20 protein-coding genes are annotated in these 25,691 nt (G+C 72.0%); 10 read left to right on the forward strand and 10 right to left on the reverse strand.

The annotated features are described in order from the left end of the window. Positions 1–13 precede the first annotated feature (13 nt). The 7 genes from LO931_RS08335 to LO931_RS08365 all read right to left on the reverse strand — a co-directional run bounded on the left by LO931_RS08335 (position 14) and on the right by LO931_RS08365 (position 9,692). Positions 14–1,126: a homoserine O-acetyltransferase gene (locus LO931_RS08335; protein WP_229052933.1), complete on the reverse strand. Its 1,113-nt coding sequence runs from the start codon at positions 1,124–1,126 to the stop codon at positions 14–16. Then, on the reverse strand, positions 1,123–2,412 hold the full coding sequence (locus tag LO931_RS08340) for a bifunctional o-acetylhomoserine/o-acetylserine sulfhydrylase (protein WP_229052934.1): 1,290 nt from the start codon (positions 2,410–2,412) through the stop codon (positions 1,123–1,125). The genes LO931_RS08335 and LO931_RS08340 overlap by 4 nt, the downstream gene beginning before the upstream one ends. A 115-nt stretch (positions 2,413–2,527) precedes the next feature. Next, positions 2,528–3,211 (reverse strand): response regulator transcription factor, encoded by a 684-nt coding sequence (locus LO931_RS08345; protein ID WP_229052935.1) that lies wholly within the window; start codon positions 3,209–3,211, stop codon positions 2,528–2,530. A gap of 10 nt (positions 3,212–3,221) precedes the next feature. After that, on the reverse strand, positions 3,222–4,358 hold the full coding sequence (locus LO931_RS08350) for a sensor histidine kinase (RefSeq protein WP_229052936.1): 1,137 nt from the start codon (positions 4,356–4,358) through the stop codon (positions 3,222–3,224). Between the two features lie 40 nt (positions 4,359–4,398). Then, positions 4,399–6,498 (reverse strand): MMPL family transporter, encoded by a 2,100-nt coding sequence (locus tag LO931_RS08355; protein ID WP_229052937.1) that lies wholly within the window; start codon positions 6,496–6,498, stop codon positions 4,399–4,401. A 195-nt stretch (positions 6,499–6,693) separates the two neighbouring features. Further along, positions 6,694–8,013, reverse strand: coding sequence for an ATP-dependent 6-phosphofructokinase (locus LO931_RS08360; RefSeq protein ID WP_229052942.1), 1,320 nt, complete (start codon positions 8,011–8,013; stop codon positions 6,694–6,696). Between the two features lie 146 nt (positions 8,014–8,159). Then, a complete protein-coding gene (locus LO931_RS08365; RefSeq protein ID WP_229052944.1) occupies positions 8,160–9,692 on the reverse strand; it encodes an NAD(P)/FAD-dependent oxidoreductase in 1,533 nt (510 codons plus the stop codon). A gap of 146 nt (positions 9,693–9,838) precedes the next feature. Between LO931_RS08365 and LO931_RS08370 the strand changes: the two genes are divergently transcribed. After that, positions 9,839–11,059, forward strand: a complete 1,221-nt coding sequence (locus LO931_RS08370; RefSeq protein ID WP_229052945.1) for an alpha/beta hydrolase — start codon at positions 9,839–9,841, stop codon at positions 11,057–11,059. A 69-nt stretch (positions 11,060–11,128) separates the two neighbouring features. Here LO931_RS08370 and LO931_RS08375 read toward each other — a convergent pair whose 3' ends face one another. After that, on the reverse strand, positions 11,129–12,973 hold the full coding sequence (locus tag LO931_RS08375) for a DUF3352 domain-containing protein (protein ID WP_229052947.1): 1,845 nt from the start codon (positions 12,971–12,973) through the stop codon (positions 11,129–11,131). Positions 12,974–13,131: 158 nt separating this feature from the next. On the opposite strand from LO931_RS08375, the gene LO931_RS08380 reads away from it, so the two are divergent. From LO931_RS08380 to LO931_RS08415, 8 genes are all read left to right on the forward strand, one after another. Next, positions 13,132–13,764 carry a TetR/AcrR family transcriptional regulator gene (locus LO931_RS08380; RefSeq protein WP_229052949.1) on the forward strand — a complete coding sequence of 211 codons (633 nt, stop codon included), beginning with the start codon at positions 13,132–13,134 and terminating at the stop codon, positions 13,762–13,764. Between the two features lie 2 nt (positions 13,765–13,766). Next, positions 13,767–14,552: a TIGR03084 family metal-binding protein gene (locus tag LO931_RS08385; protein ID WP_229052951.1), complete on the forward strand. Its 786-nt coding sequence runs from the start codon at positions 13,767–13,769 to the stop codon at positions 14,550–14,552. A gap of 123 nt (positions 14,553–14,675) precedes the next feature. After that, positions 14,676–16,418 carry an acyclic terpene utilization AtuA family protein gene (locus tag LO931_RS08390; protein WP_229052953.1) on the forward strand — a complete coding sequence of 581 codons (1,743 nt, stop codon included), beginning with the start codon at positions 14,676–14,678 and terminating at the stop codon, positions 16,416–16,418. Next, positions 16,415–17,569, forward strand: a complete 1,155-nt coding sequence (locus LO931_RS08395; protein WP_229052954.1) for an acyl-CoA dehydrogenase family protein — start codon at positions 16,415–16,417, stop codon at positions 17,567–17,569. Before LO931_RS08390 ends, LO931_RS08395 begins: the two co-directional genes overlap by 4 nt. Positions 17,570–17,633: 64 nt before the next feature. Further along, positions 17,634–19,169 carry an acyl-CoA carboxylase subunit beta gene (locus LO931_RS08400; RefSeq protein ID WP_229053116.1) on the forward strand — a complete coding sequence of 512 codons (1,536 nt, stop codon included), beginning with the start codon at positions 17,634–17,636 and terminating at the stop codon, positions 19,167–19,169. Positions 19,170–19,212: 43 nt separating this feature from the next. After that, entirely contained in the window at positions 19,213–21,189 is a 1,977-nt protein-coding gene (locus tag LO931_RS08405; protein WP_229052955.1) for a biotin carboxylase N-terminal domain-containing protein, read from the forward strand. After that, positions 21,186–22,379, forward strand: a complete 1,194-nt coding sequence (locus LO931_RS08410; protein WP_229052956.1) for an acyl-CoA dehydrogenase family protein — start codon at positions 21,186–21,188, stop codon at positions 22,377–22,379. Before LO931_RS08405 ends, LO931_RS08410 begins: the two co-directional genes overlap by 4 nt. A gap of 109 nt (positions 22,380–22,488) precedes the next feature. Next, complete coding sequence (locus LO931_RS08415; protein WP_229052957.1) at positions 22,489–23,241, forward strand: enoyl-CoA hydratase-related protein; 753 nt, start codon at positions 22,489–22,491, stop codon at positions 23,239–23,241. Here the strand turns inward: LO931_RS08415 and LO931_RS08420 are convergent. Both LO931_RS08420 and LO931_RS08425 read right to left on the reverse strand, forming a co-directional pair. Next, positions 23,222–24,430: an RNA polymerase sigma factor gene (locus LO931_RS08420; RefSeq protein WP_229052958.1), complete on the reverse strand. Its 1,209-nt coding sequence runs from the start codon at positions 24,428–24,430 to the stop codon at positions 23,222–23,224. The two genes, LO931_RS08415 and LO931_RS08420, sit on opposite strands and share 20 nt — an antisense overlap. Next, complete coding sequence (locus LO931_RS08425) at positions 24,412–24,789, reverse strand: YciI family protein (RefSeq protein ID WP_229052959.1); 378 nt, start codon at positions 24,787–24,789, stop codon at positions 24,412–24,414. Before LO931_RS08425 ends, LO931_RS08420 begins: the two co-directional genes overlap by 19 nt. Positions 24,790–25,054: 265 nt before the next feature. On the opposite strand from LO931_RS08425, the gene LO931_RS08430 reads away from it, so the two are divergent. Then, a complete protein-coding gene (locus tag LO931_RS08430; RefSeq protein WP_229052960.1) occupies positions 25,055–25,633 on the forward strand; it encodes a Uma2 family endonuclease in 579 nt (192 codons plus the stop codon). The last annotated feature ends 58 nt before the right edge of the window (positions 25,634–25,691 follow it).

Below are 25,691 nucleotides of genomic sequence, written 5' to 3' on the forward strand. Positions count from 1 at the left end.
ATTCGGGGAGGGGTCAGCCGAGGAGCTTGCGGGCGAGTGCTCCGACCTGGGCGGTCTCGACGAGGAAGCCGTCGTGGCCGTGGAGGGAGTTGACGACCTCGAGGCGCTTGCTGCGGGCGATGCCCTCGGAGAGCACCTGCTGCTGACCGAGCGGGTACAGCCGGTCGGAGTCGATGCCGGCGACGACCGTGCGCGCCGTGATCCGGCCGAGGGCCGGCTCGACGCCCCCGCGCCCGCGGCCGACGTCGTGGCTGTCCATCGCCCGGGTCAGCGCGAGGTACGAGCCCGCGTCGAAGCGGCGCACGAGCTTGGCGCCGTGATGGGCCAGGTAGGAGGTGACGGCGAACCGTCCGTCGTCCTGCACCTCTCGGCCGAAGCGCTGCGCGAGCTCCGGCTCGCTGCGGTAGGCGACATGGGCGATGCGTCGGGCCAGCTCGAGGCCGGCGGCGGGCCCTTGCTCCTGGCCGTAGAAGTCACCGCCGTTGAAGTGCGGGTCGGAGGTGATCGCGAGCTGCTGGTTGGACGAGCCGGCGATCTGCTCGGCCGAGGCCCAGGGCGAGGTCGCCAGCAGGAACAGGCGCACGACCCGGTCGGGCACCGTGATGGCCCACTCCAGTGCACGCATGCCTCCGGCGGACCCGCCGATCACGGCCTGCCAGCGGTCGATGCCGAGCGCGTCGGCCACGGCGATCTCGGCGGTGACCTGGTCGCGCACCGTGATCGCGGGGAACCGGCTGCCCCACGGCGTGCCGTCGGGGGAGGTGCTGGCCGGGCCGGTGGTGCCCTGGCAGCCGCCGAGGATGTTGGTGGCCACGACGAACCAGCGGTCGGTGTCGATCGCGAGGCCGGGGCCGACGAGGCCGTCCCACCAGCCCGGCGACGGGTGGCCGGGGCCGACCGGGCCGACGACGTGGGAGTCGCCGGTCAGCGCGTGCTCGACGAGCACGGCGTTGTCGCCCGTGAACGTCCCCCACGTCTCGTAGGCGACCCGCACCGCGGGCAGCTGGTCGCCCGACTCGAGGACGATCCGATCAATGTCGACAAATCGACGTGAACCGACAGGATCTCCCTCCCGCCACGCACCGGTGACGGGAGGGAGATCCAGGGGTGTCGGAGCTGGTGTCACTTGGCGGCGCGGAATCCGGCGTCGAGGTCGGCGAGGATGTCGTCGATGCCCTCCAGGCCGACGGCCAGGCGGATCAGGCCGGGGGTCACGCCGGTGGCGGCGTGCTCCTCGGGCGAGCCCTGCGAGTGGGTCGTGCTCGCCGGGTGGATCGCGAGGCTGCGCACGTCGCCGATGTTGGCGACGTGGCTGAACAGCTCGAGCGAGTCGATGAACGCCTTGCCGGCCTCCAGGCCACCCGGGAGCTCGAACGTCAGCACCGCGCCGGAACCCTTCGGCGTGTACTTGTCGGCGAGCTCCTTGTACGGGCTGCTGGGCAGGCTCGCCCAGGTGACCTTCGAGACGTCCTCGCGCGCCTCGAGCCACTCCGCGACCTTGCGGGTGTTCTCGATGTGCCGCTCCAGGCGCAGGCTCAGGGTCTCGAGGCCCTGGGCCAGCAGGAAGGCGTTGAACGGGGCGATCGCCGCGCCGACGTTGCGCAGGTACTGCACGCGCAGCTTGGCGATGTAGGCGGCCGGTCCGAGGGCCTCGGCGAACACGAGACCGTGGTAGCTCGGGTCGGCGGTCGTGAAGCCGGGGAACTTGTCGCCGTGGGCGCCGTAGTCGAACGTGCCGCCGTCGATGACGACGCCCGCGATCGCGGTGCCGTGGCCGCCGATGTACTTCGTGGCCGAGTGCACCACGGTGTCGACGCCGTGCTTCAGCGGGTTGAGCAGGTACGGCGTCGCGACGGTGTTGTCGACGATGAACGGGACGCCCGTCTCCTTGGCGACGGCCGAGATGGCCTCGAGGTCGAGGATGTCGCCCTTGGGGTTGCCGACGGTCTCGCCGAAGAAGGCCTTCGTGTTGTCCTGCACGGCCGCACGCCAGGCGTCGGGGTTGTTGTTGTCCTCGACGAAGGTCACGGTGATGCCGAGCTTCGGGAACGTGTGCCGTAGCAGGCTGTCGGTGCCGCCGTAGAGGCTGGCCGACGCGACGATGTGGTCGCCGGCCTCGGCCACGTTGGTCAGCGCGCCGGTCGTGGCGGCCTGGCCCGAGGCGAACAGCAGGGCGCCGACGCCACCCTCGAGGGCGGCGAGCCGCTCCTCGACGACGGTCTGGGTCGGGTTGATGATGCGCGTGTAGATGTTGCCCGGCTCGGCGAGGCTGAACAGCGCCGCGGCGTGGTCGGTGTCGCGGAACTGGAACGACGTCGTCTGGTAGATCGGCAGCGCACGCGCGCCGGTCGCGGGGTCCGGCACCTGGCCGGCGTGGATCTGCTTGGTCTCGAACGACCAGTTCTCGCTCATGAAGGCTCCTGTGGGGCTCGGGTGCTGCTAGGTCTCCCTCGACAGTGGCACGCCCTCGCCGAATCGCGAGAGGGTCTCGCATGGTGGACCCGGCGACCGACACGTGAACGGTCGACTACGCGTCGCGACCCACCAGGCCGGACTCGTAGGCCACGACGACGAGCTGCGCCCGGTCGCGCACGCCGAGCTTCTGGAACAGCCGGGCCACGTGGGTCTTCGTGGTCAGCGGCGAGACCACGAGCTGTGCCGCCATCTCGGAGTTCGACATCCCGCGCCCCACGAGGGTGAGGATCTCGCGCTCGCGCGGCGTGAGCGGGGCGATGCGGGGGTCGGCGTCCAGGGCCGCGCCGGCGGCGGACGCCGCCCCGACGGGCGCGGCGGCGAACGCCTCGATCACGGTGCGCGTGACGCTCGGCGCGAGCAGCGCCTCACCGGCAGCCACGAGCCGTACGGCCTCGATCAGGGCGACCGGCTCGACGTCCTTCAGCAGGAAGCCGGACGCACCGGCGCGCAGCGCGCCGAACACGTACTCGTCGAGCTCGAACGTCGTCAGCACCAGCACGCGGGTGCCGGCCAACGCGGGATCGGCGCAGATCTGCGCCGTCGCCTGCAGCCCGTCGAGCACCGGCATGCGCACGTCCATCAGGACGACGTCGGGGCGGTGCGTGCGGGCCAGCTCGACCGCCTGCGACCCGTCGACGGCCTCGCCGACGACCTGCAGGTCGGGCTCGGAGTCGAGCAGTGCGCGGAACCCGGCGCGGACGAGGTGCTGGTCGTCGGCGAGCAGGACGCGGATCACGGGACCCACCTCACGGGGCACCCACCGGGATGCGGGCGGCGACGTGCCAGCCGCCGTCGTCGGCCGGCCCCGCCGTGACGGACCCGCCCAGTGCGGCGGCGCGTGCGTGCATGCCCGTGATGCCGTTGCCGTGTGGGCTGGCGACCGACCCGCGACCGTCGTCGTGCACGTCGACCTCGACGGTGTCGTCGACCGCGCGCACCGTGACCGTCGTGCGCCGCGGACGCGCGTGGCGCAGCACGTTGGTCAGTGCCTCCTGCACGATGCGGAACGCGGCCTCGTCGACCTCGGGCGGCAGCAGCTCGACCCCGGGCTCGACGCTCGTGTCGACGTGGATGCCGGCGGCGCGCAGACCGGTCGCGAGCTCGTCGATGCGGGGGAGCCGGGCCGTGGGGGCGACGGGTGCGTCGAGGTCGTCGCCGCGCACCACCTCCAGGGCCGAGCGGAGGTCGCTGAGCGCCTCGCCGCTCACCCGCTTGATGTCGAGCAGGCTCGCGCGGGCCTGTTCCGTGTCGCGGTCGAGCAGGTGCGCCGCGACCCCGGCCTGCACGTTGATCGCGACCATCGAGTGGGTCACGACGTCGTGGAGGTCGCGGGCGATGCGCAGACGCTCCTCACCGATGCGGCGCATCGTCTCCTCCTCCCGCTTCTGGTCGGCCATGGCGGCGCGCTCCTCCAGCGAGCACAGGTAGGCGCGGTAGTTGCTGACCGCCAGCCCGGCGAGCAGGGGGACGACGACGATGACCAGGTTCTTGACCGTCTCGAAGTGCAGCAGCCCGTGGTCGCTGTGGATCGAGATCGTCGCGACCACGGTCGCGCTCGCGGCGACCCAGGCCGCCAGGACCTGCACCCGCGACCCGCGCAGCGCCAGGGCGTAGGCCGTGACGACGCTCGGGAAGGGGATGGTCTGGTAGATGTCGACCGCGGCGAACAGCGGGAACAGCAGCAGCAGGCAGGCCGCGAACGCCACTCCCGGGGCCCGCCGGCGGAGCATGACCGGTGCCGCGGCGGCGACGATCGCGAAGGCCCCGACCGGCGACAACCCGCCATCCACCTTGGTGGAGATGATGGCCTCGACGAACATCGCGGTGGCGAGCGCGGTCGTGAGGGCCAGGTCGACGGCGACCGCCCGGGCTCGGGTCGTCATGGTTTGACGGTAGTGCCGGGCCCGGGCGGTGTCATCGTCCTCAGGGAGTACGTGCCGGCTCGGGCAGCGCGACCGGGGCCGGGGCCGCGACCACCGGCGACTCGCCCTCGCTGAGCCCGATGCGGTCGTGCAGCCGGCGCAGGGCGGGCGGCGACCACCAGTTCCAGCGACCCATCAGCGCCATGAGGCTCGGCACCAGCAGCGAGCGCACGATGAACGCGTCCACCAGCACGCCGACCGCAGTGGCGACGCCGATCTGCTGGATGAACGAGATCGAGCTCGTGCTGAAGGCTCCGATCGCCACCGCCAGCAGGATGGCCGCGGCCGTCACCACGCTGCCGGTGCGGCCCAGCCCGACGGCCACCGCCTCCCGCTCCGGCACCCCGCTGTCGCGAGCCTCCTTGATGCGTCCGAGCAGGAACACGCCGTAGTCGGTCGAGAGCGCGAAGACCAGGGCTGCGGCGACCAGGAAGTCGGTGGGTTCGATGCCGCCGTTCGACGTGTAGCCCAGCAGCTCGGTGAACCGCCCGTCCTGGTAGACGAAGATCAGGGCGCCCAGCGCCGTGCCGACCGTCAGCACGTTCATCACGACGGCCTTGATCGGCAGGATCACCGACCCGGTCATGAGCCAGAGCACGAGCACGGTGAGCACCAGGAGCATCCCGAGGGCGAGGGGGAGACGGTCGCCGATCGCGGCCTGCTGGTCGACGAACTCCGCCGCCGCGCCACCGACCTCGACGGTGCCGTCCGCGGGCAGGTCCCGCAGCTCGGCCACGACGCCCTGGGCCGTGTCGCCCTGGGGTGGCCCGTCGGCCGTGACCGCGAGCTGCCAGGTGGTGTCGTCGAGCTGGACGGGCTCGGCCACGGCGTCGACGCCCGTCAGGTCGGCGGCCTCCGCGGCGAAGTCCTCGGCGCCTGCCGCCGTGGTGTCCGAGAGGGCGACGACGACCGGGTCGGAGGTGTCGCCGGCGGCGTCCAGGCGGTCCGCGACGGTGCGGGCGCTCTGCCCCTCGGGGATCACGGTGCTGTCGATCGGGGTCCACTCGACGCGCAGCGCCGGCAGGGCGAGCGCCAGCATGACGAGCGTCGTGACGATCGCGATCCCGCCGGGTCGGCGCATGACGGCGTGCGAGAAGCGGTACCAGCGGGTCTCGCCGGCCACGCCGTCCGCGCGCTTCTTCCGTGCGAGCTTCGCGCCCCACAGGGCGAGGAGGGCGGGGGTCACGAGCAGCGCGGCCGCCCCGGCGACGACGGCCACCGCGGCGCCGGCGATGCCCATCGTCACGAGGAACCCGAGCGGGAACACGGTCAGCGTCGCGAGGGCGACGGCGACGGTCGCCGCGGAGAAGACGACGGTGCGGCCGGCCGTGCGCATCGTGGTGCGGATGGCTCCTGCGGTCGGGCCCTGGCGTTCCAGCTCCTCGCGGTACCGGGTGACGAGGAACAGCGTGTAGTCGATCGCCAGACCGAGGCCGAGTCCGATCACGAGGTTGAGCGCGAACACGCTGAGGCCGTAGACCTGGTTGATCCCGGCGAGCACCAGGAACGTGCCGAGCACCGTCGTGAGCCCGACGATGAGCGGGAGCCAGGCGGCGCGGCCTCGGAAGAAGAGGATCGACAGCACGACGAGGATCGGCAGGGCGAGCAGCTCGGCCCGGGCCAGGTCCTCACCGATCGCCTCGCTGATCTGGAAGAACGCGACGTCCGGCCCGCCGACCTCGATGCCGGGCTCGTCGCCGAACAGCTCGACCGCGTCCGCGGCCACGGTGTCGGTGTTCGCGTCACCCTCGAGCGTCGCCAGGACCAGCGCGGTCGAGGTGTCGGGGCCGGCGCCCGGCGGCGCCTCGGCCCGGGCGACCCCTGGAAGGTCGGACAGCCGGGCGGCGACCTCGTCGGCGCTGGTCTGCGCGTCTGCGTCGACCAGCACGACGATGCCGGGCCCGGCGGCCGCGCCGGTCGCGTCGGTCAGGCGGTCCATCGCGGCGGCCGACTCGGCGCCGTCGGGGACGAAGCCGCCGTCGCTGTCCAGGGCGCCCGCGACGGACCCTCCGAACACGCCGGCGACGACCAGGAACAGGACGAGGGCCGCAAGCGTGCGGCGGGGGTGGGCGCTGATGCGCTCGGTGAGTGAGAGTGACATGCGTCGAGCCTGTCGGCGCCGGCTCGACACCGCGTCGCCCCGGGAGACGACCTCTCGCCCCCGTCTGAGCCGGTGGGCGTACACCCGGCGGAGTACCTGCTCCGCCCCGTGAGGTGCGCCCTTCGAGGCTCGTCCCTCGCACCTCAGGACCCGGAACGAGCCTCGAAAGGGGTTCCTCAACGACCCGGTGGAGGCTCAGGTCATGTCGTGGGGCTGCGACGTCGACTCCAGGACGCTGAGCCAGAGGTCGCCGTCGGGGGAGACGCCGTGCGTGCGGTGCGTGACGTAGGCGATCGGCACGTGCACGAAGCGGTGTCGCCGCCGCCCGACGACCAGGTCGGTGCGTCCGGCCATGCCCGCGTGCACCGCGGTCTGCGCGAGGCGGGCGCAGTAGACCGAGTCGGCGGGGTCCGCCGGCACCGAGCGGATGAAGTAGCCCGGGTCGAAGTAGCGGAACAGCGCCTCCGCGCCACGGCCCTCGAAGTCGGCGCCGATCCGCTCGCGCAGGAGGCGGCCGATGTCGGCGAGCCTCTTGTTGCCCGAGGCGTCACGGGCGTCGGCGTCGGGCAGGTGCTCCTGGCCCGCGCCCTCCGCGACGACCAGGACCGCGTGACCCTGGGCCTCGACGGTGCGGCGGACGTGCGCGAGCAGGCCGTTCTCGCCGTCGAGCTCGAACGGCACCTCGGGGATCAGCACGAAGTCGGCGTCGTGGTTGGCGATCGCCGAGTAGCAGGCGATGAAGCCGGCGTGCCGGCCCATGACCTTGACCAGGCCGATGCCGTTGATCGCTGCCTCGGCCTCGATCTTCGCGGCCTTGATCGACTGGGCCGCGCGGGAGTACGCGGTCTGGAAGCCGAAGCTCTGGCCGATGTGCGGGATGTCGTTGTCGATCGTCTTCGGCACGCCGACGACCGCGATCCCGGCGTCACGGGCGAGCGCCTCCTGCGCGATGCGGTGGGCGCCGTGCAGCGAGCCGTCGCCGCCGATGACGAAGAGGATGTCGATCCGGCGGCGCTGCAGCGTGTCGACCATGACGCCGATGTCCTGCGCGCCGCGGGACGTGCCCAGCACCGTGCCGCCGCGCTCGTGGATCGTCTGGACGAACTCGGGCGTGAGGTGGATCGGGGCGAGCCCGTGCTCGGGCACGAGGCCGGCGAACCCGTTGCGGAACCCGGTCACGTCGGTCACGCCGTAGTGCTCGTGCAGCTCCAGCACCAGGGCGCGGATGACGTCGTTGAGGCCGGGGCACAGTCCGCCGCACGTCACGATGCCGACGCGGGTCTTCTCGGGCGCGAAGAAGATGTCGGCGCGGGGGCCACCGGTCTCGAACGAGGGCATCTCGTCGAGCGGCAGGCCGCGGGAGCGCACGAGCTCGACGGTGTCGTCGAACAGGATGCGGTCGTCCTCGCCCACGTAGTACTGGTTCGTGGCCCGACCGCCCACGTAGGACGCGAGCGGCGACGGCACCGTGCACTCGCCGAGCCGGGTCACCTGCAGGTCCGCGAGCGTCACCATGCCCTCGACCCTATCGAGCCCCGGACCGCTCCCGAGAGAGTTCGTTACCCCTCGCGAGTGAGTTTGTTGGTGCACAGGAGCGAGTTCGTCACTCCTGTCCACCAACAAGGTCTCTCGCCACCGGTAACAAAGTCTCTCGCGAGGGGTCAGGCGGCGATGGTGTAGTCGGTGAGGGGGAAGCGGCCGGCCTCGCGGAAGGCGTTGAGGGTCGAGGTCGGTCGCAGCAGCGTGGCCTCGCCGTGCTGGTTGAAGTAGTAGCTCCGCGACGTGCCGCAGCTGCCGTGCGCGAAGACCGACGACCCGACCTGCCGGCGCACCTGGTCGAGGAAGCGCGCGTTGGCCTCCTCGGTGACCTCGAAGCGGGTGGCACCGCGGCGGTCGACCTCGGTCAGCAGCCGGTCGATGTGCTTCATCTGCGACTCGATCGTCGTGAAGTACGACAGCCCCGAGTACGACCACGGCGAGTTCAGGCTGAAGAAGTTCGGGAAGCCCGGGACGCTGACGCCCTCGTACGCCTGGAAGCGCTCGGACCGCCAGAACGCGCCGAGGTCCCGGCCGCCGACGCCCTCGATCGTGAACGCCGGGAAGTTCGCGTCCCACAGGTCGAAGCCCGTCGCGAGCACGAGGGTGTCGATGTCGCGGCGGCGGCCGTCGGTCGTGACGATGCCGCGCTCGTCGACGTGGTCGATCGAGGTCGTCTCCAGCTCGACGTGCCGGGCGTTGAACGTGGGGAAGTAGGTGTTCGAGAACGTGGGCCGCTTGCAGCCGAAGGAGTAGTCGGGCGTGAGCTGGCGACGCAGGTCGGGGTCCCTGACCTGGCGGTGCAGGTGACGGGTGGCGGCAGACGCCGCGGCGCGGTTGAAGGCACTGAACCGCTGGTAGCGCAGCACGCCCGTGACCATGATCGCCTCGAGGATCGCGCTGCCGAACCCGCGAGCGATGCGCTGCGTGAGCGGCACGGAGGCGAACAGCCGCTGCACGGCGCGCGGCACCGGTCCGTCGAGCTTCGGCGTGACCCAGATCGCCGTCCGCTGGTAGACGGTGAGGTGGTTCGCGACGCGGGCCACCTCGGGCACGAGCTGCACGGAGGTCGCGCCGGTGCCGATCACCGCGACGTCCTCGCCGGTCAGGTCGTGGTCGGCGTCCCAGGCCGCCGTGTGGATGACCTTCCCCGCGAACGTCTCGACGCCGGGGATGTCGGGGAGTCGCGGCTGCGACAGGAAGCCCGTCGCCGTCAGGAGCAGGCGGGCCCGCACCGTGACGCCGTCGGTCTGCGTGACGACCCACGTGGAGGTGGCGTCGTCCCACGTCGCGCGCTCGACCGTGACGCCGAAGCGCATGTACGGACGCAGCTGGAACAGCGCCGCGACGTGGTCGGCGTACTTCTTGAGCTCGGCGCCGGGGGCGTAGAGCCGCGACCAGTACGGGTTGGGCGCGAAGGAGTAGGAGTACGTGGCCGACGGGATGTCGACCGCGATGCCCGGGTATCGGTTGACGTGCCAGGTGCCACCGAGGTCGTCCTCGCGCTCCAGGACCACGAGGTCGTGCCGCCCTCGCTCGCGCAGCGCGATCGCGGCACCCATCCCGCCGAACCCCGCGCCGACGATGACGGCGTCGTGGACGTGCTCGGGCTGGGGACGGCGCCGGCGCTTCTTCGTGGTCTGGGTCACGTCTGCCATGGGCCCACCGTCCCAGATACCGTCGGTATCCCGCAAGGGACCAGGCGTGAATGATGCCGCTGACCTGCGGAGACGTCGGCGTGGCGACGTGTGAGATACATCCCTGTATCCGTGCATTTCCGTCAGCGGTGGCTACCGTGGAGGGCATGGCGACTGAGTTCAGGAAGCGGCAGGCGAGCGTGCTCGACCGCACCTCCGCCCCCCGCGACGGAGCCCTGCGCGTCGTGCGCCGCGGACGTGGCCCGATCCAGGTCGTCCACGAGAGCGCGATCGTGCACGAGGCCCCGACCCTGCGGGCCCGGCTGCTGGCGCGCGGGCTGCGTCTGGTCGCGAAGCCGGTCCTCGCCCTGCTGCCGTTCACCGACCGCACCCTGGCCGTGATCCACCGGCTCGACGGGCTGTCCGCCCGCCGGCCGCACTCGCCCCACGTCGAGAGCCGCGAGTACCGCCTGGGCGGGGTGCACGTCGAGGCGATGCACCACCGGTACGGACCCCCGAGCGAGATGACGGTCCTCTACTTCCACGGCGGCGGCTTCTTCTCGGGAAGCATCGAGACCCACCGCCGAGTGTGCGAGCGCCTCGCGCTCGCGACCGGCGCCACCGTGGTCTCGGTCGACTACGTCCAGCTGCCCGACGGTGTCGTGGCCGACTCGGTCGACGACGCCGTCACGGCCTACGGAGCCCTCCTGGAGGAGACCGAGCACCCCGGCAAGGTCGTCGTCGCGGGCGACTCCGCCGGCGGCTACCTGGCGATGAAGGTCGCCGAGATCGCCACGCGCCGCGGATGGGAGCGGCCCGCCGCGATCATCGGCTTCTCGCCGCTGCTCAGCCTCGACCCGGAACGCCTCGACAAGGGCATCGAGCGCGTCAGCCGCATGAACGACGCCTACCTGCCGCTGCGCCGCATTCCTGTGGTGCGCCGGCGGTGGCTGCCCGAGGAGAGCGCGATCGAGGGCTGCGACTCGCCGCTCGAAGCGGCCGAGCTGATCGACTCGCCGACCTTCCTGGTGGCGGTCGAGGACGAGATCCTGCGCCCCGAGGTGGAGGCGATGGCCGTGCAGCTGTCGGCCCGAGGGGTCGAGGTCGAGACGCACCTGTGGCGCGGCCAGGTGCACGCGTTCCCGGTGCTGGCCGACGTGCTCGAGGAGAGCCGCGAGGCCGTGCGGCTCGCCGGACGGTTCGCCCGGCTCGCCGTCGGTGAGGACGTCGCGCCCGAGCCCGACGTGACCGAGCAGGACCACGTCACCGAGGAGCCGATCGACGCGGAGGTCGTCCCGGGCTCGCCCGTCGCGCCGGCCCAGCCGGCCCAGCCGGCGCCGTCACGCCGCCGCTGGTGGCAGTTCTGGCGCCGCACCCACGCGGGTTGAACCGGCCGGGGTCCCGGGGCTCAGGCGCCGGAGCGCCGGCGCACCTCGACCACCGGAGGTCCGGCCCCCTCAGTCCTGCGGCGTGAAGCTGAGCTTCGCGCTGTAGCTCACGACGTTGTCGGACTCGAGCCAGGCCGTCAGGCCGAAGGCCTTCAGGAAGGTCAGGTCGTCGAGCTCGTCGGCGGGCGCCCCGAGGGCCTTGAACGCGTCGAGCAGGGCGTCGATGTCGACGTACGCGCCGCCGAGGGGGCGGTCGTGCTCCTCGATCACGCTCGAGAACTCCTCGGTGCCGCTCAGGCCGTCGTCGTCCTGGAGCTTCTCGGTCGCCTCGTCGTTCGTGCCCAGGACCGCGCCGTCGTCGGTCGGCGTGACCTCCAGCGGGATGCCCGCGTAGTCGACGAGCTTCTCGAGCACGTCGGCCACGTCGCCGTCCGAGCGGAACTCGATGCCGGCCTGGATGATCTCCAGCGCCTCCTCGAGGTCGTCGGCCCGCTGCAGGTCGTCGATGCCCTCGGACCCGAGGTAGACGTTGAGCTCGTTGCCGAGCAGCGTCTCGAGATCCTCGGGCAAGGTCAGGTCGGTCTCGTCCTCGAACTCCTCCAGGAGGTCCTCGAAGGTCGGGCCGGGGACGCACTCCTGGGTGTCGAAGTCCTCCTCGCCCGGCTCGACCGGGTTGGCCGGGTCGGTGGGGTTGGCCGGGTCGGTCGGCTCGAGCGGGTCGGCCGGCTCGACGTCGGGCGTGAAGCACGAGTCGAAGTCGCTGAAGCCGAAGAACAGCTCCCCGAGCGGCAGGATCGTCTCGTAGAGGTTGTCGGCGAGGCGGCCGGCGCCGATCACCGAGAGGCCGATCATCGTGTCCTCCGGCAGCCCGGCGAGGCTCTCGGCCTCGGGCGAGTCGATGTCGCGCGTCAGCGTGGAGGTGCCGGCGGCCTCGAGGGAGTCGTCGCTCGCGCGGATCGTGAACGCGGTCGTGTCCAGGATGCCGTAGGCGTCGAGGAACTCCTCCAGGTCTGCCGGGGCGTCGTCACCGAGCTCCTCGATGGCCTCCTCGGCCTTCATGACCAGGGCGCCCTGGTCGTACCAGGCCGACACGACGCCGTCCTCGCCGAGCGTGTCCATGTCGGAGGCGAACTTGTCGTTGTCGCCCGCGAGGGTGCCCTCGTCGGCCGCGGCGTCGATGGCCTCGGCGCTGTCCTGGCTGATCGTCACGAGCGCGTAGCCGTCGCGGAAGACGATGCCCGGCTCGTCGACGTCCTCGCCGAGCTCGTCGGAGAGGTCCTCGAGGATGCCGCAGTCGGACGCGAGCTTCGTGAGGCCGTCACGCGCCTTGTCCTCATCGGTCACCTGCACGACGAGCACGGCGTTCTCGGCGACGCTGAGGGTCGTCTCGGCCTCGTCGTCGGTGACGTCGAAGCCGCCCACCAGCGCGAGGCCGACGCGCTCCCCGATCCAGGGCTTGACGTCGTCGTCGTAGTCGACGCCACAGGCCTCGTCGAGGCCGAACCACTCGGTGAAGGCGACCTCGCGGAGGTCGGCCTGGGAGTCGACGTCCTCGAGCCCGAGCTCCTGCTTGACCTGCGGCACGCGGTCGATCAGGTCGAGGAGGGCGATCTTCTGGCTGGCGGACGGGTCGAGGTCGAGGCGCGCGTACGCGATCGTGTTCGACGGCAGCACGTCGGCCGGCTGGGGACCACCGCCGCCCAGCGTCTTGTCGTAGACGACCCAGGCGCCGAAGGCGGCACCCGCCACGAGCACGAGGCCGAGCACGCCGAAACCGATCTTGAGGCCGAGCGGCACGCCTCCGCCCGCGCCGCCGGCGCCGGCCGTGGTGCCCGTGCCGGCGCCGGGCGGGGGCGGCACGGTTCCGTACGAGGTCTCGGCGGGAGTGCCAGGCGGCGGAGGCAAGGTGCTCATCGAAAGGGTCCCCACGGTGCGATGGGGGCCGGAGGGCGCCGGCCCGGTCGTGACTGCCTGCCGCGACTGTCCCGCAGGATAGCCAAGTTCGACCTCCTCGCGTGCGAGCAGAAACCGGCACGCTTGACTGTTTCTGCGGCGCTCACCATGCTGTCCTGGTGTCCACCAGCCCTGACCCGGACGGATCCGGCCCCTCGTCGGCCGTGCGCGTGCCGCAGGGGGAGCGGACCCGGCTCATGCGGCTGCGGCTCATGGAGGCCACCGTCGAGTGCCTCGTCGAGCTCGGCTGGACGGGCACCACGACGACCGTCGTGAGCCAGCGTGCCGGCGTCAGCCGCGGTGCCCAGCTGCACCACTTCCCGAGCAAGCAGGACCTCGTCGTGGCGGCGGTCGACTTCCTCACCGAGCGGCGGCGGCTCGAGCTCGGCGTCACCGCGGCCGACCTGCCTGAGCAGGGGCGCACCCGGGCGGCGCTCGACCTGATCGCGGCCCAGTACGTCTCGCCCGTTTTCTTCGCGGCTCTCGAGCTCTGGGTCGCGGCCCGCACCGACGAGACCCTGCGCGAGGCCGTGGTGCGCCTCGAGCGGCGCTTCGGCCGCGACGCCCACGCCAACATGATCGAGCTGCTCGACATCGACGAGCGGCTCGGTCGCAACCGTCAGCTCGTGCAGGCGACGCTCGACCTCGCGCGCGGGCTCGGGCTCGCCGCCTCGCTGACCGACGACAGTGCCCGTCGGGCGTCGATCCTCGACGCCTGGGCCGAGACCCTCGACCGAGAGCTGGAGACCTGACGATGAGCAACCCCGTGATCGCCGACCTCGCCGCCGAGAGCGACCAGCTCGACGGGTGGGTCGCGGGTCTCGACGACGCCGGCTGGCAGACCGTGACGACGCCCGAGGGCTGGACCGTGGCTCACCAGGTCGCCCACCTGCTCTGGACCGACCGGGCGAGCCTCGCGGCCATCGCCGGCGGGGAGGAGTGGGAGCTCCTGGAGCGCGTGGCCCAGCAGGACCCCACGGGGTTCGTCGACAGCGAGACCGAGCGGCTCGTGGAGATCGCGCCGCAGTCGCTGCTGCACCACTGGCGCGACTCGCGGCAGCGTCTCGCCGACGCGCTCGAGGCCGTGCCGGCCGGCTCCAAGATCGCGTGGTTCGGTCCGCCGATGAGCGCCACGTCGATGGCGACCGCGCGGCACATGGAGACCTGGGCGCACGGTCAGGACGTCGCCGAGGCCCTCGGGATCGACGTGCCCCGCACCGATCGGGTCCGCAACGTGTGCCACCTGGGGGTGCGCACGCGCGGGTTCGCCTACCTCATGCGGGGCCTCGAGGCCCCGGACGCGGAGGTGCGCGTCGAGCTCACGGGCCCGTCGGGCGAGCAGTGGACCTGGGGACCGGAGGGCGCCGAGAACCGGGTGACGGGCGACGCGTGGGACTTCGCGCTGCTCGCGACCCGACGACGCCACCGCGTCGACGTCGACGTGCGTGCGGAGGGCGAGGCCGCCGACGGCTGGCTCGACGTGGTCCAGACCTTCGCGGGCCTCCCCGGCAACGACCCGCTCCCTCTGGCCGAGCGCTGACGCGTCAGGGCGCTCGCCGAGCTCGCAGCCACTCGACGAACGGGTGGCCCGGTTCGGGGTGGTTGCTCTTCCCCACAAACAATCAGGGTTGACTGTTTGTTGACGACGGGGCACGATGCGAGCGTGACGATTCGAGTCGGCAACTGCTCCGGGTACTACGGCGACCGCATCTCCGCGATGCGCGAGATGCTCGAGGGAGGCGACCTCGACTACCTGACGGGCGACTACCTCGCCGAGCTGACGATGCTGATCCTCGGCCGTGACCAGCTCAAGGACCCGTCGCGTGGCTACGCCCGCACCTTCCTGCGCCAGGTCACCGACTGCTTCTCGCTGGCGCAGGAGAAGGGCGTGAAGATCGTCGCCAACGCCGGCGGGGTGAACCCGGCCGGCCTCGCCGAGGCGCTCCGTGAGGCCGCGCAGGAACAGGGCCTCGACGTCGCCATCGCGCACGTGGAGGGCGACGACCTGCGTCACCGCACCGACGAGCTCGGCGGCGGCGACTGGGGTGACGTGCTCACCGCGAACGCCTACCTCGGCGCCTTCGGCATCGCCGCAGCCCTCGAGGCCGGCGCCGACGTCGTCGTGACCGGACGCGTCACCGACGCCTCGGTCGTGGTCGGCCCCGCGATCCACGCCCACGGCTGGAAGCGCGACGACCTGGACGCCCTGGCCGGGGCGGTCGTGGCGGGCCACGTCATCGAGTGCGGCACGCAGGCGACCGGTGGCAACTACAGCGGGTTCCGCGCGCTCGACCTGTCGGCACCGCTCGGCTTCCCGATCGCCGAGATCGACGCCGACGGCTCCTCCGTCATCACGAAGCACGAGAGCGCCGGCGGAGCGGTCACGGTCGACACGGTCACCGCCCAGCTCGTCTACGAGATCCAGGGCCCCGCCTACGGCAACCCCGACGTCGTGACGCACCTCGACTCGATCGAGCTGTCCCAGGAGGGCGACGACCGCGTGCGCATCAGCGGCGTCCGGGGCGCCCCGCCCCCGCCCACCACGAAGGTCTGCCTGAACGCGCTCGGCGGCTTCCGCAACACCGTCGCGTTCCAGCTCACCGGCCTCGACATCCCGGCGAAGGCCAGCTGGATCCGCGCCCAGATGGACGCGGCCCTCGCGGCCGACGCCCCCGACGAGGTCGAGTGGCACCTCGACCGCACCGACACGTTCGACCCGGCGACCCAGGCCCAGGCCACGTCGGTCCTGCACTGCCACGTGCGCAGCAGCCGCCCGGAGCCGGTCGGCCGATCCTTCAGCGACGCCGCCGTGCAGGTCGCGCTGGCGTCGTACCCCGGCTTCTACCTCATGGCGCCACCGTCGAAGGGCGCCCCGTTCGGCGAGTACCGCGCGGCCTACGTCCCGCAGGACACCGTTCCGCACGTGGTCGTCCTGCCCGACGGCTCCCACGTCGACATCGCCCCGCCGTCCGAGACGAGTCCGTTCGAGCCGAACGCCCGCGTGGACGAGCCCCCGCTCGCGTCGCCGCCTGCCGACACGGGCGAGACGCGCGCCGTGCCGCTGGGCGAGCTCGCGTACGCCCGCTCGGGCGACAAGGGAGGCAATGCGAACGTCGGCGTCTGGATCCCCGCCGGGCACCCGCAGCGCGACGCCGCCTACGGCTGGCTCGCCGCCGAGCTCACGCCGGAGCGCGTGCGCGAGCTGCTGCCCGAGGCCGCCGAGCTGGAGGTCGAGGTGCACGCACTCCCGCGGATCGCCGCGGTCAACGTCATCATCCACGGCCTGCTGGGCGCCGGGGTCGCGTCGTCGACCCGCCTCGACCCGCAGGCCAAGGCCGTCGGCGAGTGGCTCCGCGCCCGCGTGGTCAGCATCCCCGCCACCCTGATCCCGGTGGTGGGGGCATGAGCACGGTCTGGGAGACGCCCGAGCGCCTGGCGCTGCGTGGCGCGGTCGAGGACTTCACCCGCCGCGAGATCGTGCCGCACCTGCCGCAGTGGGAGGACGACGGTGAGCTGCCGCGCTCGCTGCACGCCACGACCGCGAAGGCCGGCTTCCTCGGCGTCGGCTACGACGAGGCGGTCGGCGGCGAGGGCGGCGACATCCTCGACGCCTGCGTCGTGACCGAGGCGATGCTCGCCGCGGGCGGATCGACCGGCCTCCAGGCCAGCCTCTTCACCCACAGCATTGCGGTGCCCCACATCATCGGCGCCGGAGATCCTGATCTGATCGACCGCTACGTCCGCCCCACGCTCGCCGGCGAGATGATCGGCTCGCTCGGCGTCACCGAGCCCGGCGGCGGCTCGGACGTCGCCGCGCTGCGCACCCGCGCCGTGCGCGACGGCGACCACTACGTCGTCAACGGGGCGAAGACGTTCATCACGTCCGGCGTCCGGTCCGACTTCGTGACCACGGCGGTCCGCACGGGCGGGGACGGCCACGGCGGCATCTCGCTGCTCGTGATCGACAAGGACACGCCGGGGTTCACCGTCAGCCGCAGTCTGCGCAAGATGGGCTGGCACTGCTCCGACACCGCAGAGCTCGCCTTCGACGACGTGCGCGTTCCCGTCGGCAACCTCGTGGGCGAGGAGAACGGTGGCTTCTACCTCGTCATGCAGCAGTTCGTCGGCGAGCGGCTCGGCCTGGCCGTGCAGGCCTACGCGACGGCGCAGCGCGCGCTCGACCTCGCCGTTGCGTACGCCCGCGAGCGGGAGACGTTCGGCAAGCCGCTCATCACCCGCCAGGTCATCCGGCACAAGCTCGTCGACATGCACACGCGCACCGCGGCCGCGCGGGAGCTGACCCGTCGTGCGATCGAGCGCGCGCTCGAGACCGACCGGTCGGACATGTCGCTGATCCTCGACGCGGTCGTCGCCAAGAACCAGGCCGTCGCGTGCGTCGAGTGGGTCGTCAACGAGTCGGTGCAGATCCACGGCGGCATGGGCTACATGCGCGAGTCCGAGATCGACCGGCACTACCGCGACGCCCGCATCCTCGGCATCGGCGGCGGTGCCACGGAGGTCATGAAGGACCTCGCATCCAAGCTCCTGGGCTACTGAGAGGTCACCCGTGAAGACAGCGATCGATCCGACCTCGGCGGCGTACGCCGAGAACCGTCAGGCCATGCTCGAGCGGGTCGACGACCTCGGCGAGCAGCACGCGAAGGCGCTCGCGGGAGGTGGCGAGAAGTACGTCGCTCGCCACCACCAGCGCGGCAAGCTCACGGCGCGCGAGCGCATCGAGCTGCTCGTCGACGAGGACACCCCGTTCCTCGAGCTCGGCGCCCTGGCGGGCTGGGGCACCGACTTCACGGTCGGCGGCTCGATCATCACGGGCATCGGCGTCGTCGAGGGCGTCGAGTGCATGATCGTCGCCAACGACCCCACCGTGAAGGGCGGATCGTCGAATCCCGTCACGGTCAAGAAGGGCTTCCGCGCGGCGCAGGTCGCGCACGATAACGGGCTGCCCACGATCAACCTCGTGGAGTCGGGCGGCGCCGACCTCCCGACGCAGAAGGACATCTTCATCCCCGGTGGTGCCAGCTTCCGCAACATCACCCGCGCGAGCGAGGACCGTCGGCCCACCGTGGCCCTGGTCTTCGGCAACTCGACCGCCGGCGGCGCGTACATCCCCGGCATGAGCGACTACGTCGTGATGGTCAAGGAGGGCGCCAAGGTGTTCCTCGGTGGTCCACCGCTGGTCAAGATGGCCACGGGGGAGGAGTCCGACGACGAGTCGCTGGGCGGCGCCGAGATGCATTCGCGCACCTCAGGCCTGTCGGACTACCTCGCCCAGGACGAGCACGACGCGATCCGCCTGGGTCGCCAGATCGTGCGGCGGCTGAACTGGCGCAAGAAGGGACGGGTCCCGTCGGCCGAGTTCGCCGAGCCGGTCCTCGACCAGGAGGACCTCCTCGGCATCGTGCCGACGGACCTCAAGATCCCGTTCGACCCGCGTGAGGTCATCGGCCGTCTCGTCGACGGGAGCGAGTTCGACGAGTTCAAGCCGCTCTACGGATCGAGCCTCGTGACGGGGTTCGCCGAGCTGCACGGGCACCCCATCGGCATCCTCGCGAACGCCCAGGGCGTGCTCTTCAGCCAGGAGGCGCAGAAGGCCGCGCAGTTCATCCAGCTCGCGAACCAGATCGACACGCCCCTGCTGTTCCTGCACAACACGACGGGCTACATGGTCGGCGCGGAGTACGAGCAGGGCGGCATCATCAAGCACGGCGCGCAGATGATCAACGCCGTCTCGAACTCGAGGGTTCCGCACCTGTCCGTCGTGATGGGCTCGTCCTACGGCGCCGGCCACTACGGCATGAGCGGGCGCGCGTACGACCCGCGCTTCATGTTCAGCTGGGTCGGCGCGAAGTCGGCCGTGATGGGCCCGGCGCAGCTCGCGGGCGTGATGGAGATCGTGGCGCGCCAGTCGGCCGAGTCGAAGGGACAGGTCTTCGACGCGGAGGGCTTCGAGCCGGTCAAGGCGATGGTCGAGCAGCAGATCGAGGAGCAGTCGATCGCGTACTTCACGTCAGGCATGGGCTACGACGACGGCGTGATCGACCCGCGCGACACCCGCGCGATCCTCGGGATCTGCCTGTCCGTGATCGCGAACACCGAGATCAAGGGCGCCGACGGCTACGGCGTGTTCCGGCTCTGATCGCCATGACCGTCCACGTCAGCCCGCATCAAGGAGCGTCTTCATGATTCGCAGTGTCCTGGTCGCGAACCGCGGCGAGATCGCCCGGCGCGTGTTCCGCACCTGCCGCGAGCTCGGCATCCGCACGGTCGCGGTGCACTCCGACGCGGACGCCGAGGCGCCGTTCGTCGCCGAGGCCGACGTCGCGGTGCGCCTGCCCGGCAACGCCGCGAGCGAGACGTACCTGCGGGGTGACCTGGTGATCGCCGCTGCGCGATCGGTCGGCGCCGACGCGATCCACCCCGGCTACGGCTTCCTCTCCGAGAACGCCGACTTCGCGCGCCAGGTCGCCGAGGCCGGGCTCACGTGGATCGGTCCGACGCCGGAGTCGATCGACGCGATGGGCAGCAAGATCCGCGCGAAGGAGCTCATGGCCGCTGCCGGGGTGCCGATCCTCGACGTCGATCCGGCCACCGCGACGGCCCGCGACTTCCCGCTGCTCGTGAAGGCGTCGGCCGGTGGCGGTGGCCGCGGCATGCGGGTCGTGGAGAAGGCCGAGGACCTCGAGCGAGAGCTCGCGGCAGCCCGGGCCGAGGCGGAGTCGGCGTTCGGCGACGGCACGGTCTTCGTCGAGCCGTACCTGCCGACCGCGCGCCACGTCGAGGTGCAGGTCATGGCCGACACCCACGGCACGATCTGGATCCTCGGTGACCGCGACTGCTCGATCCAGCGCCGGCACCAGAAGGTGGTCGAGGAGGCACCGGCTCCGGGACTCACGGACCTCACGCGCGAGGCGCTGCACACCGCGGCTCGCAACGCCGCGAAGGCGGTCGACTACGTGGGCGCCGGCACGGTCGAGTTCCTCGTGGCGAGCGTCCCGGTCAGCGGGCGGGAGTCGGCGGGGGTCCCGGGCCACGGGCGGGAAAACGACACCGAGCAGCGGCCGTTCTTCCTCGAGATGAACACGCGCCTGCAGGTCGAGCACCCCGTGACCGAGCAGGTCTTCGGGCTCGACCTCGTGGCCGCGCAGATCCTCGTGGCCGAGGGCAGCGCGCTCGGCGAGCCGCCGGCCGGTCCCGACGGACACTCGATCGAGGTCCGGCTGTACGCCGAGGACGCCGCTGACGACTGGTCGCCGCAGACGGGCGTCCTGCGCGCCTTCGAGGTGCCGGACGGCGTGCGCGCCGACTCGGCCGTCGAGTCCGGCTCGGTCGTCTCGCACTTCTACGACCCGATGATCGCGAAGGTCGTGGCCCACGGTGCCGACCGTCGCCAGGCGATCCGCAAGCTCGACGACGCCCTGCGGCGCACGCGCCTGCACGGCCTGGTGACCAACCGCGACCTGCTGCGAGGCGTGCTCGCCGACGACGAGTTCGTCGTGGGTCACGTGCACACCGCGCTGCTCGCCGAACGCATCGAGGCGTGGACGGCTCCGGCCCTGACCGGCGACCAGCGCGACCGGCTCGTGCTCGCAGCCGCACTGGCCCAGGCGCGGCTCTCCTCCACGACGTCGCCGGTGCTGGGCCGGGTGCCCACGGCCTTCCGCAACGTCCCGAGTCAGCCGCGCACCCGCCGGTACCGGGTCGGGGACGACGAGGTCGAGGTCGCCTACACCGCCACCGTGCGAGGCCTGGCCAGCACGCTCGCCACCGTCGTCTCGGCCGAGCCGCACCGAGTCGTGCTCGAGGTCGACGGGGTCTCCGAGACCTACGACGTCGCGATCGGACCCGACTGGGTCGACGTCGACGGGCCGCACGGCTCGCTCGACCTCGTGCCGGTGCCGACGTTCGTCGACCCGGCCGACGTCGTCGCCGAGGGCTCGCTGCTCGCACCGATGCCGGCCTCGGTCATGAGCGTCGCGGTCGAGCAGGGGCAGAACGTCAGCAAGGGCGACACGATCGTCGTCCTCGAGGCCATGAAGATGCAGCACACCATCGCGGCGCCGGTCGACGGCGTCGTGACCGAGCTGTCGGCAACCGCCGGACAGCAGGTCGAGTCGGGCGCCGTCCTGGCCGTCATCGAGACCGAGGAGCAGTCATGAGCGTGACCACCGAGACCACGGAGACCACCGCGGCGTTCAGCGAGACCCGGGAGCGGGGCGAGCTGCGCAAGGCCGTCGCGCAGCTCGGCGCGAAGTACGGGGAGTCGTACTTCTACGCCGCCGCCAAGGAGGGTCGCAAGACCACCGAGCTGTGGCAGGAGGCCGGCAAGCTCGGCTACCTGGGCGTCTCGATCCCCGAGGAGTTCGGAGGTGGCGGGGGCGACATCGGCGACCTCGCGGCGGTGTGCGAGGAGCTGGCGACCGCCGGCTGCCCGCTGCTGCTGATGGTCGTCAGCCCGGCCATCGTCGGCACCACGATCGCGCAGTACGGCACGCAGGAGCAGAAGGAGCGGTACCTGCCCGGGCTCGCCGACGGCAGCGCGACCTACGCCTTCAGCATCACCGAGCCCGACGCCGGCTCGAACTCGCACAACATCGTGACCAACGCCGCGAAGGCCGAGGACGGCAGCTGGGTGCTGAACGGTCGCAAGACCTACATCTCCGGCGTCGACGAGGCGAGCCACCTGCTCGTCGTCGCGCGACGGTCGGACGCGAAGACCGGCAAGCTCAAGCCCGCGCTGTTCATGGTGCCGACCGACGCCGAGGGATTCACGGCCCAGGTCATCGACATGGGCGTGATCAGCCCCGAGAAGCAGTTCACGCTGTTCTTCGACGACGTTCGCATCCCGGCCGACGCCCTGATCGGCTCGGAGGACGCGGGTCTCGAGCAGCTGTTCGCCGGCCTGAACCCCGAGCGCATCATGGCGGCCTCGATGGCCACCGGCACGGCGCGCTGGGCCATCCGCAAGGCCGTCGCCTACGCCAAGGACCGCGAGGTCTGGGGCAAGCCCATCGGCGCGCACCAGGCCATCTCGCACCCGCTCGCGCGGCTGCACATCGACGTCGAGATGTCGCGCCTGCTGACGCAGAAGGCGGCCGCCCTGTACGCCGCGGGCGACCTCCTCGGCGCGGGCGAGGCCGCCAACATGGCCAAGGTCGCGGCGGGCGAGGCCGCGGCCAAGGCCGTCGACCAGGCCATCCAGACGCATGGCGGCAACGGGCTCGCGAACGAGTACGGGCTCGTGCAGGCGGTCGCGTCGTCGCGCCTGTCGAACATCGCCCCGGTGAGCAAGGAGATGGCGCTCAACTTCGTGGCGCAGTTCTCCCTCGGCCTGCCCAAGAGCTACTGACCGGCCGCGCTCGTTCCTCGCGCTCATCCTCGGTGCTCGCTGGAGCTCGCACCGAGCCGGTCCCCGGGCTTCGCCCGGCCATGGTCACCACATCGCCCCCGGAGGTCTGATGTCTTCTGAACTGGTCCACCTCGACGTCGCCGACGGCGTCGCGACGATCACGCTCGACAGCGAGCACAACCGCAACGCGCTGAGCCGACAGCTCGTCACCGAGCTCCGCGAGCACCTCGCGGCGGCCGAGGGCGACCCCGAGGCCAAGGTCGTCGTGATCCGGTCGGCGCACCGGGTGTTCTGCTCGGGCGCCGACCTCTCGGAGGCGGCCACGGGCAGCATGGAGGAGGGCGCCCGCGCGATCATCGACCTGCAGCGGCGCATCACGACGTCGGTCAAGCCCGTCGTCGTCGTGCTCGCGGGGCCGGTGCGCGCGGGGGGTCTCGGCATCGTCGGCGCGGCCGACCTGGTGCTGGCGGCCGAGTCGGTCACGTTCGCGCTGACGGAGGTGCGCCTGGCGGTCGCGCCGGCGGTCATCTCGGTGACCCTGCTCGAGCGGTTCACGTCGCGCACCGCGGCCGACCTCTTCCTCACGGGACGCACGTTCAGCGCAGCCGAGGCGGTCGCGGCCGGCCTCGTCACGCGCACGGTTCCGGACGCGGAGCTCGAGGTCGCCCTGGCGGAGCTGCTGGCCGGCCTGTCGCTCGGCTACCCGCAGGGCTTCCGCGAGACCAAGGCGCTGCTCAACCACGACGTCGTGGCGCGCATCGACGCTCTCGGTGACGACGTCGCGGCCCTGTCCGCGCGACTGTTCGGCAGCGACGAGGCGCGCGAGGCGATGCTCGCGTTCCTCAACCGCGCGAAGGGCTGACGCGACCGAGCAGGTAGGTCGTCACCCGCGGGTTGTCGCTGAGGGCGGCGGCTCGCAGGAGGGCCGGGGCCGCGTCCTGCGTGCGTCCGGCGCGGGTCAGCAGCTCGGCGCGCACCGCGTGCCACGGCTGGAAGTCGGACTCGCCGATCCCGTCGAGCAGGGCGAGGCCGGCCGCCGGGTCCTCGAGCCGGCCGACGACACCGGCGTGGGCCACGCGGGCGCCGAGGGTCGGGGACACCAGCAGGAGTGCCTCGTAGAGCGTGCGCAACGCCAGCCAGTCGGTGATCGCGGTGCGGCGTCGGTCGGCGTGGACCGCGCTGATCGCGGCCTCCAGCACGAAGCGGCCGGGTGGACCGTCGCTCGCCGCGCGGCGCAGGTAGGCCTCGCCCTCGGCCGCCAGGTCGGCGTCCCACGTCGACGGGTCCTGCTCGTCGAGCGGGACGTACGCGGCGTCGCGGGGGCGGGACCGAGACAGCGCGAGCGTCGTGAGGGCTGCCAGCCCCCAGGCCTCCGGCTCGTCCTCCAGGAGCGCCGCGAGCGTGACGGCGAGGTACTGGGCCTCCCCGGCAAGGTCGTCCTCGCGTGCTCCCGCGGCGGCACAGCCGTACACCGCCTCGAGCACCGCCGGGAGTCGCTCGGCGAGCACGGACCGGTCGGGCACCACGAACGGCACGCGGTTCGCGCGGATGCGCTTCTTGGCGCGGACCAGGCGCTGCGCCATGGTCGCCGTCGGCACCGCGAACAGGCGGGCGACGTCGACGGCCTCCAGGCCGAGAACGGTCTGGAGCATCAACGGGGACCGCACCGCGGGGTCGATCGCGGGATGGGCGCACACCAAGAGGAGCTCGAGCCGCTTGTCGCCGATCGCCTCGAGGTCGAGGTCGGCCGGGCCGGCGGCGTCGGTGCGCGGGTCGCCGGCGTGCTCGAGCGGTCGGCCCGTGCGGTGCGCGGCGGACTTCCAGACGTCGCGCTGGCGGTTGCGGGCCACGGTCAGGATCCATCCCTCGGGGTTGTCGGGGACGCCTCTCGCGGGCCAGCGCCGCAGCGCCTCCTCGAGGGCACCGGCGAGGGCGTCCTCGGCGAGCGCGACGTCACCCGTCGACGCCGCGAGCCGGGCCAGCAACCGCCCGTAGGAGGTGCGGGCCACGTGCTCCGCGGCGTCCGACGGACTCAGGTGTTCGGCACCCATCGGCCGTCCACGGTGTGGGTGGCGCCGGGCCGGATCTCGACCACGCCCCACTGCACCGACGGGGCCTGGCCCGCCCAGTGCAGCGCGGCGTCCAGGTCAGGGACGTCGATCACGAAAGTGCCCCCGAGCTGCTCCTTCGTGTCGGCGAAGGGTCCGTCCTGCACGCGCAGGGTGCCGTCGACCGCCGTCACCGTCGTCGTCATCGACGACGGCTGCAGGACCTCGGCGGCCAGGAGCACACCTGCGGAGTGCAGCGCGTCGGCGTAGGCGGCGAAGGCGCGCTGGCCCTCGGCCAGAGCCTCCTCCCCGAGCGACTCCGCGTCACCCTCGGGGTAGTGCAGCAGCAGCGTGTACCTCATCGGTCCCCCTCGACGTCGTGGTCGGCGGTGACGACGCGCACCGTCGTCGTCATCGATCGTCGCATCAGCGTGATGACCTGTCTCATCATGTTTCCCTTCGTCGGTCGCCCTCGGTGGGCGGCTTCTGCAGGAGTGACGACCGGCGCCCGTCCTGATCGACACGGGGGACGAAACTTTTCTCTGCTGACCTGTGGACGGCCGTTCGCGCGGGTGGCTCGGGTGTCGGAGGCTCGAGGCATGGTGGAGTCGACGGAGGTGGGGGACCATGAGTGCCATGGAGACGATGCGGGTTCCCGGTCCCTGGACCGTGGCCGATCGCGACGCCCTGCCCGATGACGGGAAGCGGCACGAGCTCATCGACGGGGTGCTCTACGTGAACGCCGCCCCGCGACCCGCACACCAGGGGATCGTGCTGCAGCTGGCGACCCTTCTGCTGGCAGAGGCCCCCACGCACCTGAAGGTGCACGTCGCGCCGCTCGACGTCGTGCTCGCCGACGACACGGTGGTCGAGCCCGACGTGCTCGTGGCGCCGGCCGTGGCGTTCAACGACCTCCACCTTCCCGGCCCTCCGCTCCTCGCGGTCGAGGTGCTCTCGCCCTCGACCCGCCGCGTCGACCTGCTGATCAAGAAGGAGCGGTACGAGCGTGCGGGCATCGCGTCCTACTGGGTCATCGACACCGACACCCTCGAGCTGACCGTGCACGAGCTGACGCAGGGTGGTCGGGGGCAGGGTGATCAGGGTCGGGGCGACTACGTCGAGGTCGCCCGCGTGGGGGCCGACGACACCTGGACCGCGACCCGTCCGTTCGCGGTCACGATCACGCCCCGCGACCTGCGCTACTGAGCCGTCCGGCCGTTCATCCGCGCGCGACGCGGGCGTCGGTCCGGGCTACTACACTGGA

Source organism: Aeromicrobium sp. Leaf350 (genome assembly GCF_916858655.1).
Classification (GTDB): Bacteria; Actinomycetota; Actinomycetes; order Propionibacteriales; family Nocardioidaceae; genus Aeromicrobium.

Coding starts and splice junctions, on each gene's coding strand:
- LO931_RS08425 (WP_229052959.1), bottom strand. CDS start 24,789: ATGAGGTACACGCTGCTGCTGCACTACCCCGAGGGTGACGCGGAGTCG.
- LO931_RS08430 (WP_229052960.1), top strand. CDS start 25,055: ATGAGTGCCATGGAGACGATGCGGGTTCCCGGTCCCTGGACCGTGGCC.
- LO931_RS08350 (WP_229052936.1), bottom strand. CDS start 4,358: ATGACGACCCGAGCCCGGGCGGTCGCCGTCGACCTGGCCCTCACGACC.
- LO931_RS08385 (WP_229052951.1), top strand. CDS start 13,767: ATGAGCAACCCCGTGATCGCCGACCTCGCCGCCGAGAGCGACCAGCTC.
- LO931_RS08420 (WP_229052958.1), bottom strand. CDS start 24,430: ATGGGTGCCGAACACCTGAGTCCGTCGGACGCCGCGGAGCACGTGGCC.
- LO931_RS08400 (WP_229053116.1), top strand. CDS start 17,634: ATGCTCGAGCGGGTCGACGACCTCGGCGAGCAGCACGCGAAGGCGCTC.
- LO931_RS08370 (WP_229052945.1), top strand. CDS start 9,839: ATGGCGACTGAGTTCAGGAAGCGGCAGGCGAGCGTGCTCGACCGCACC.
- LO931_RS08410 (WP_229052956.1), top strand. CDS start 21,186: ATGAGCGTGACCACCGAGACCACGGAGACCACCGCGGCGTTCAGCGAG.
- LO931_RS08340 (WP_229052934.1), bottom strand. CDS start 2,412: ATGAGCGAGAACTGGTCGTTCGAGACCAAGCAGATCCACGCCGGCCAG.
- LO931_RS08415 (WP_229052957.1), top strand. CDS start 22,489: ATGTCTTCTGAACTGGTCCACCTCGACGTCGCCGACGGCGTCGCGACG.
- LO931_RS08375 (WP_229052947.1), bottom strand. CDS start 12,973: ATGAGCACCTTGCCTCCGCCGCCTGGCACTCCCGCCGAGACCTCGTAC.
- LO931_RS08395 (WP_229052954.1), top strand. CDS start 16,415: ATGAGCACGGTCTGGGAGACGCCCGAGCGCCTGGCGCTGCGTGGCGCG.
- LO931_RS08365 (WP_229052944.1), bottom strand. CDS start 9,692: ATGGCAGACGTGACCCAGACCACGAAGAAGCGCCGGCGCCGTCCCCAG.
- LO931_RS08405 (WP_229052955.1), top strand. CDS start 19,213: ATGATTCGCAGTGTCCTGGTCGCGAACCGCGGCGAGATCGCCCGGCGC.
- LO931_RS08355 (WP_229052937.1), bottom strand. CDS start 6,498: ATGTCACTCTCACTCACCGAGCGCATCAGCGCCCACCCCCGCCGCACG.
- LO931_RS08360 (WP_229052942.1), bottom strand. CDS start 8,013: ATGGTGACGCTCGCGGACCTGCAGGTGACCCGGCTCGGCGAGTGCACG.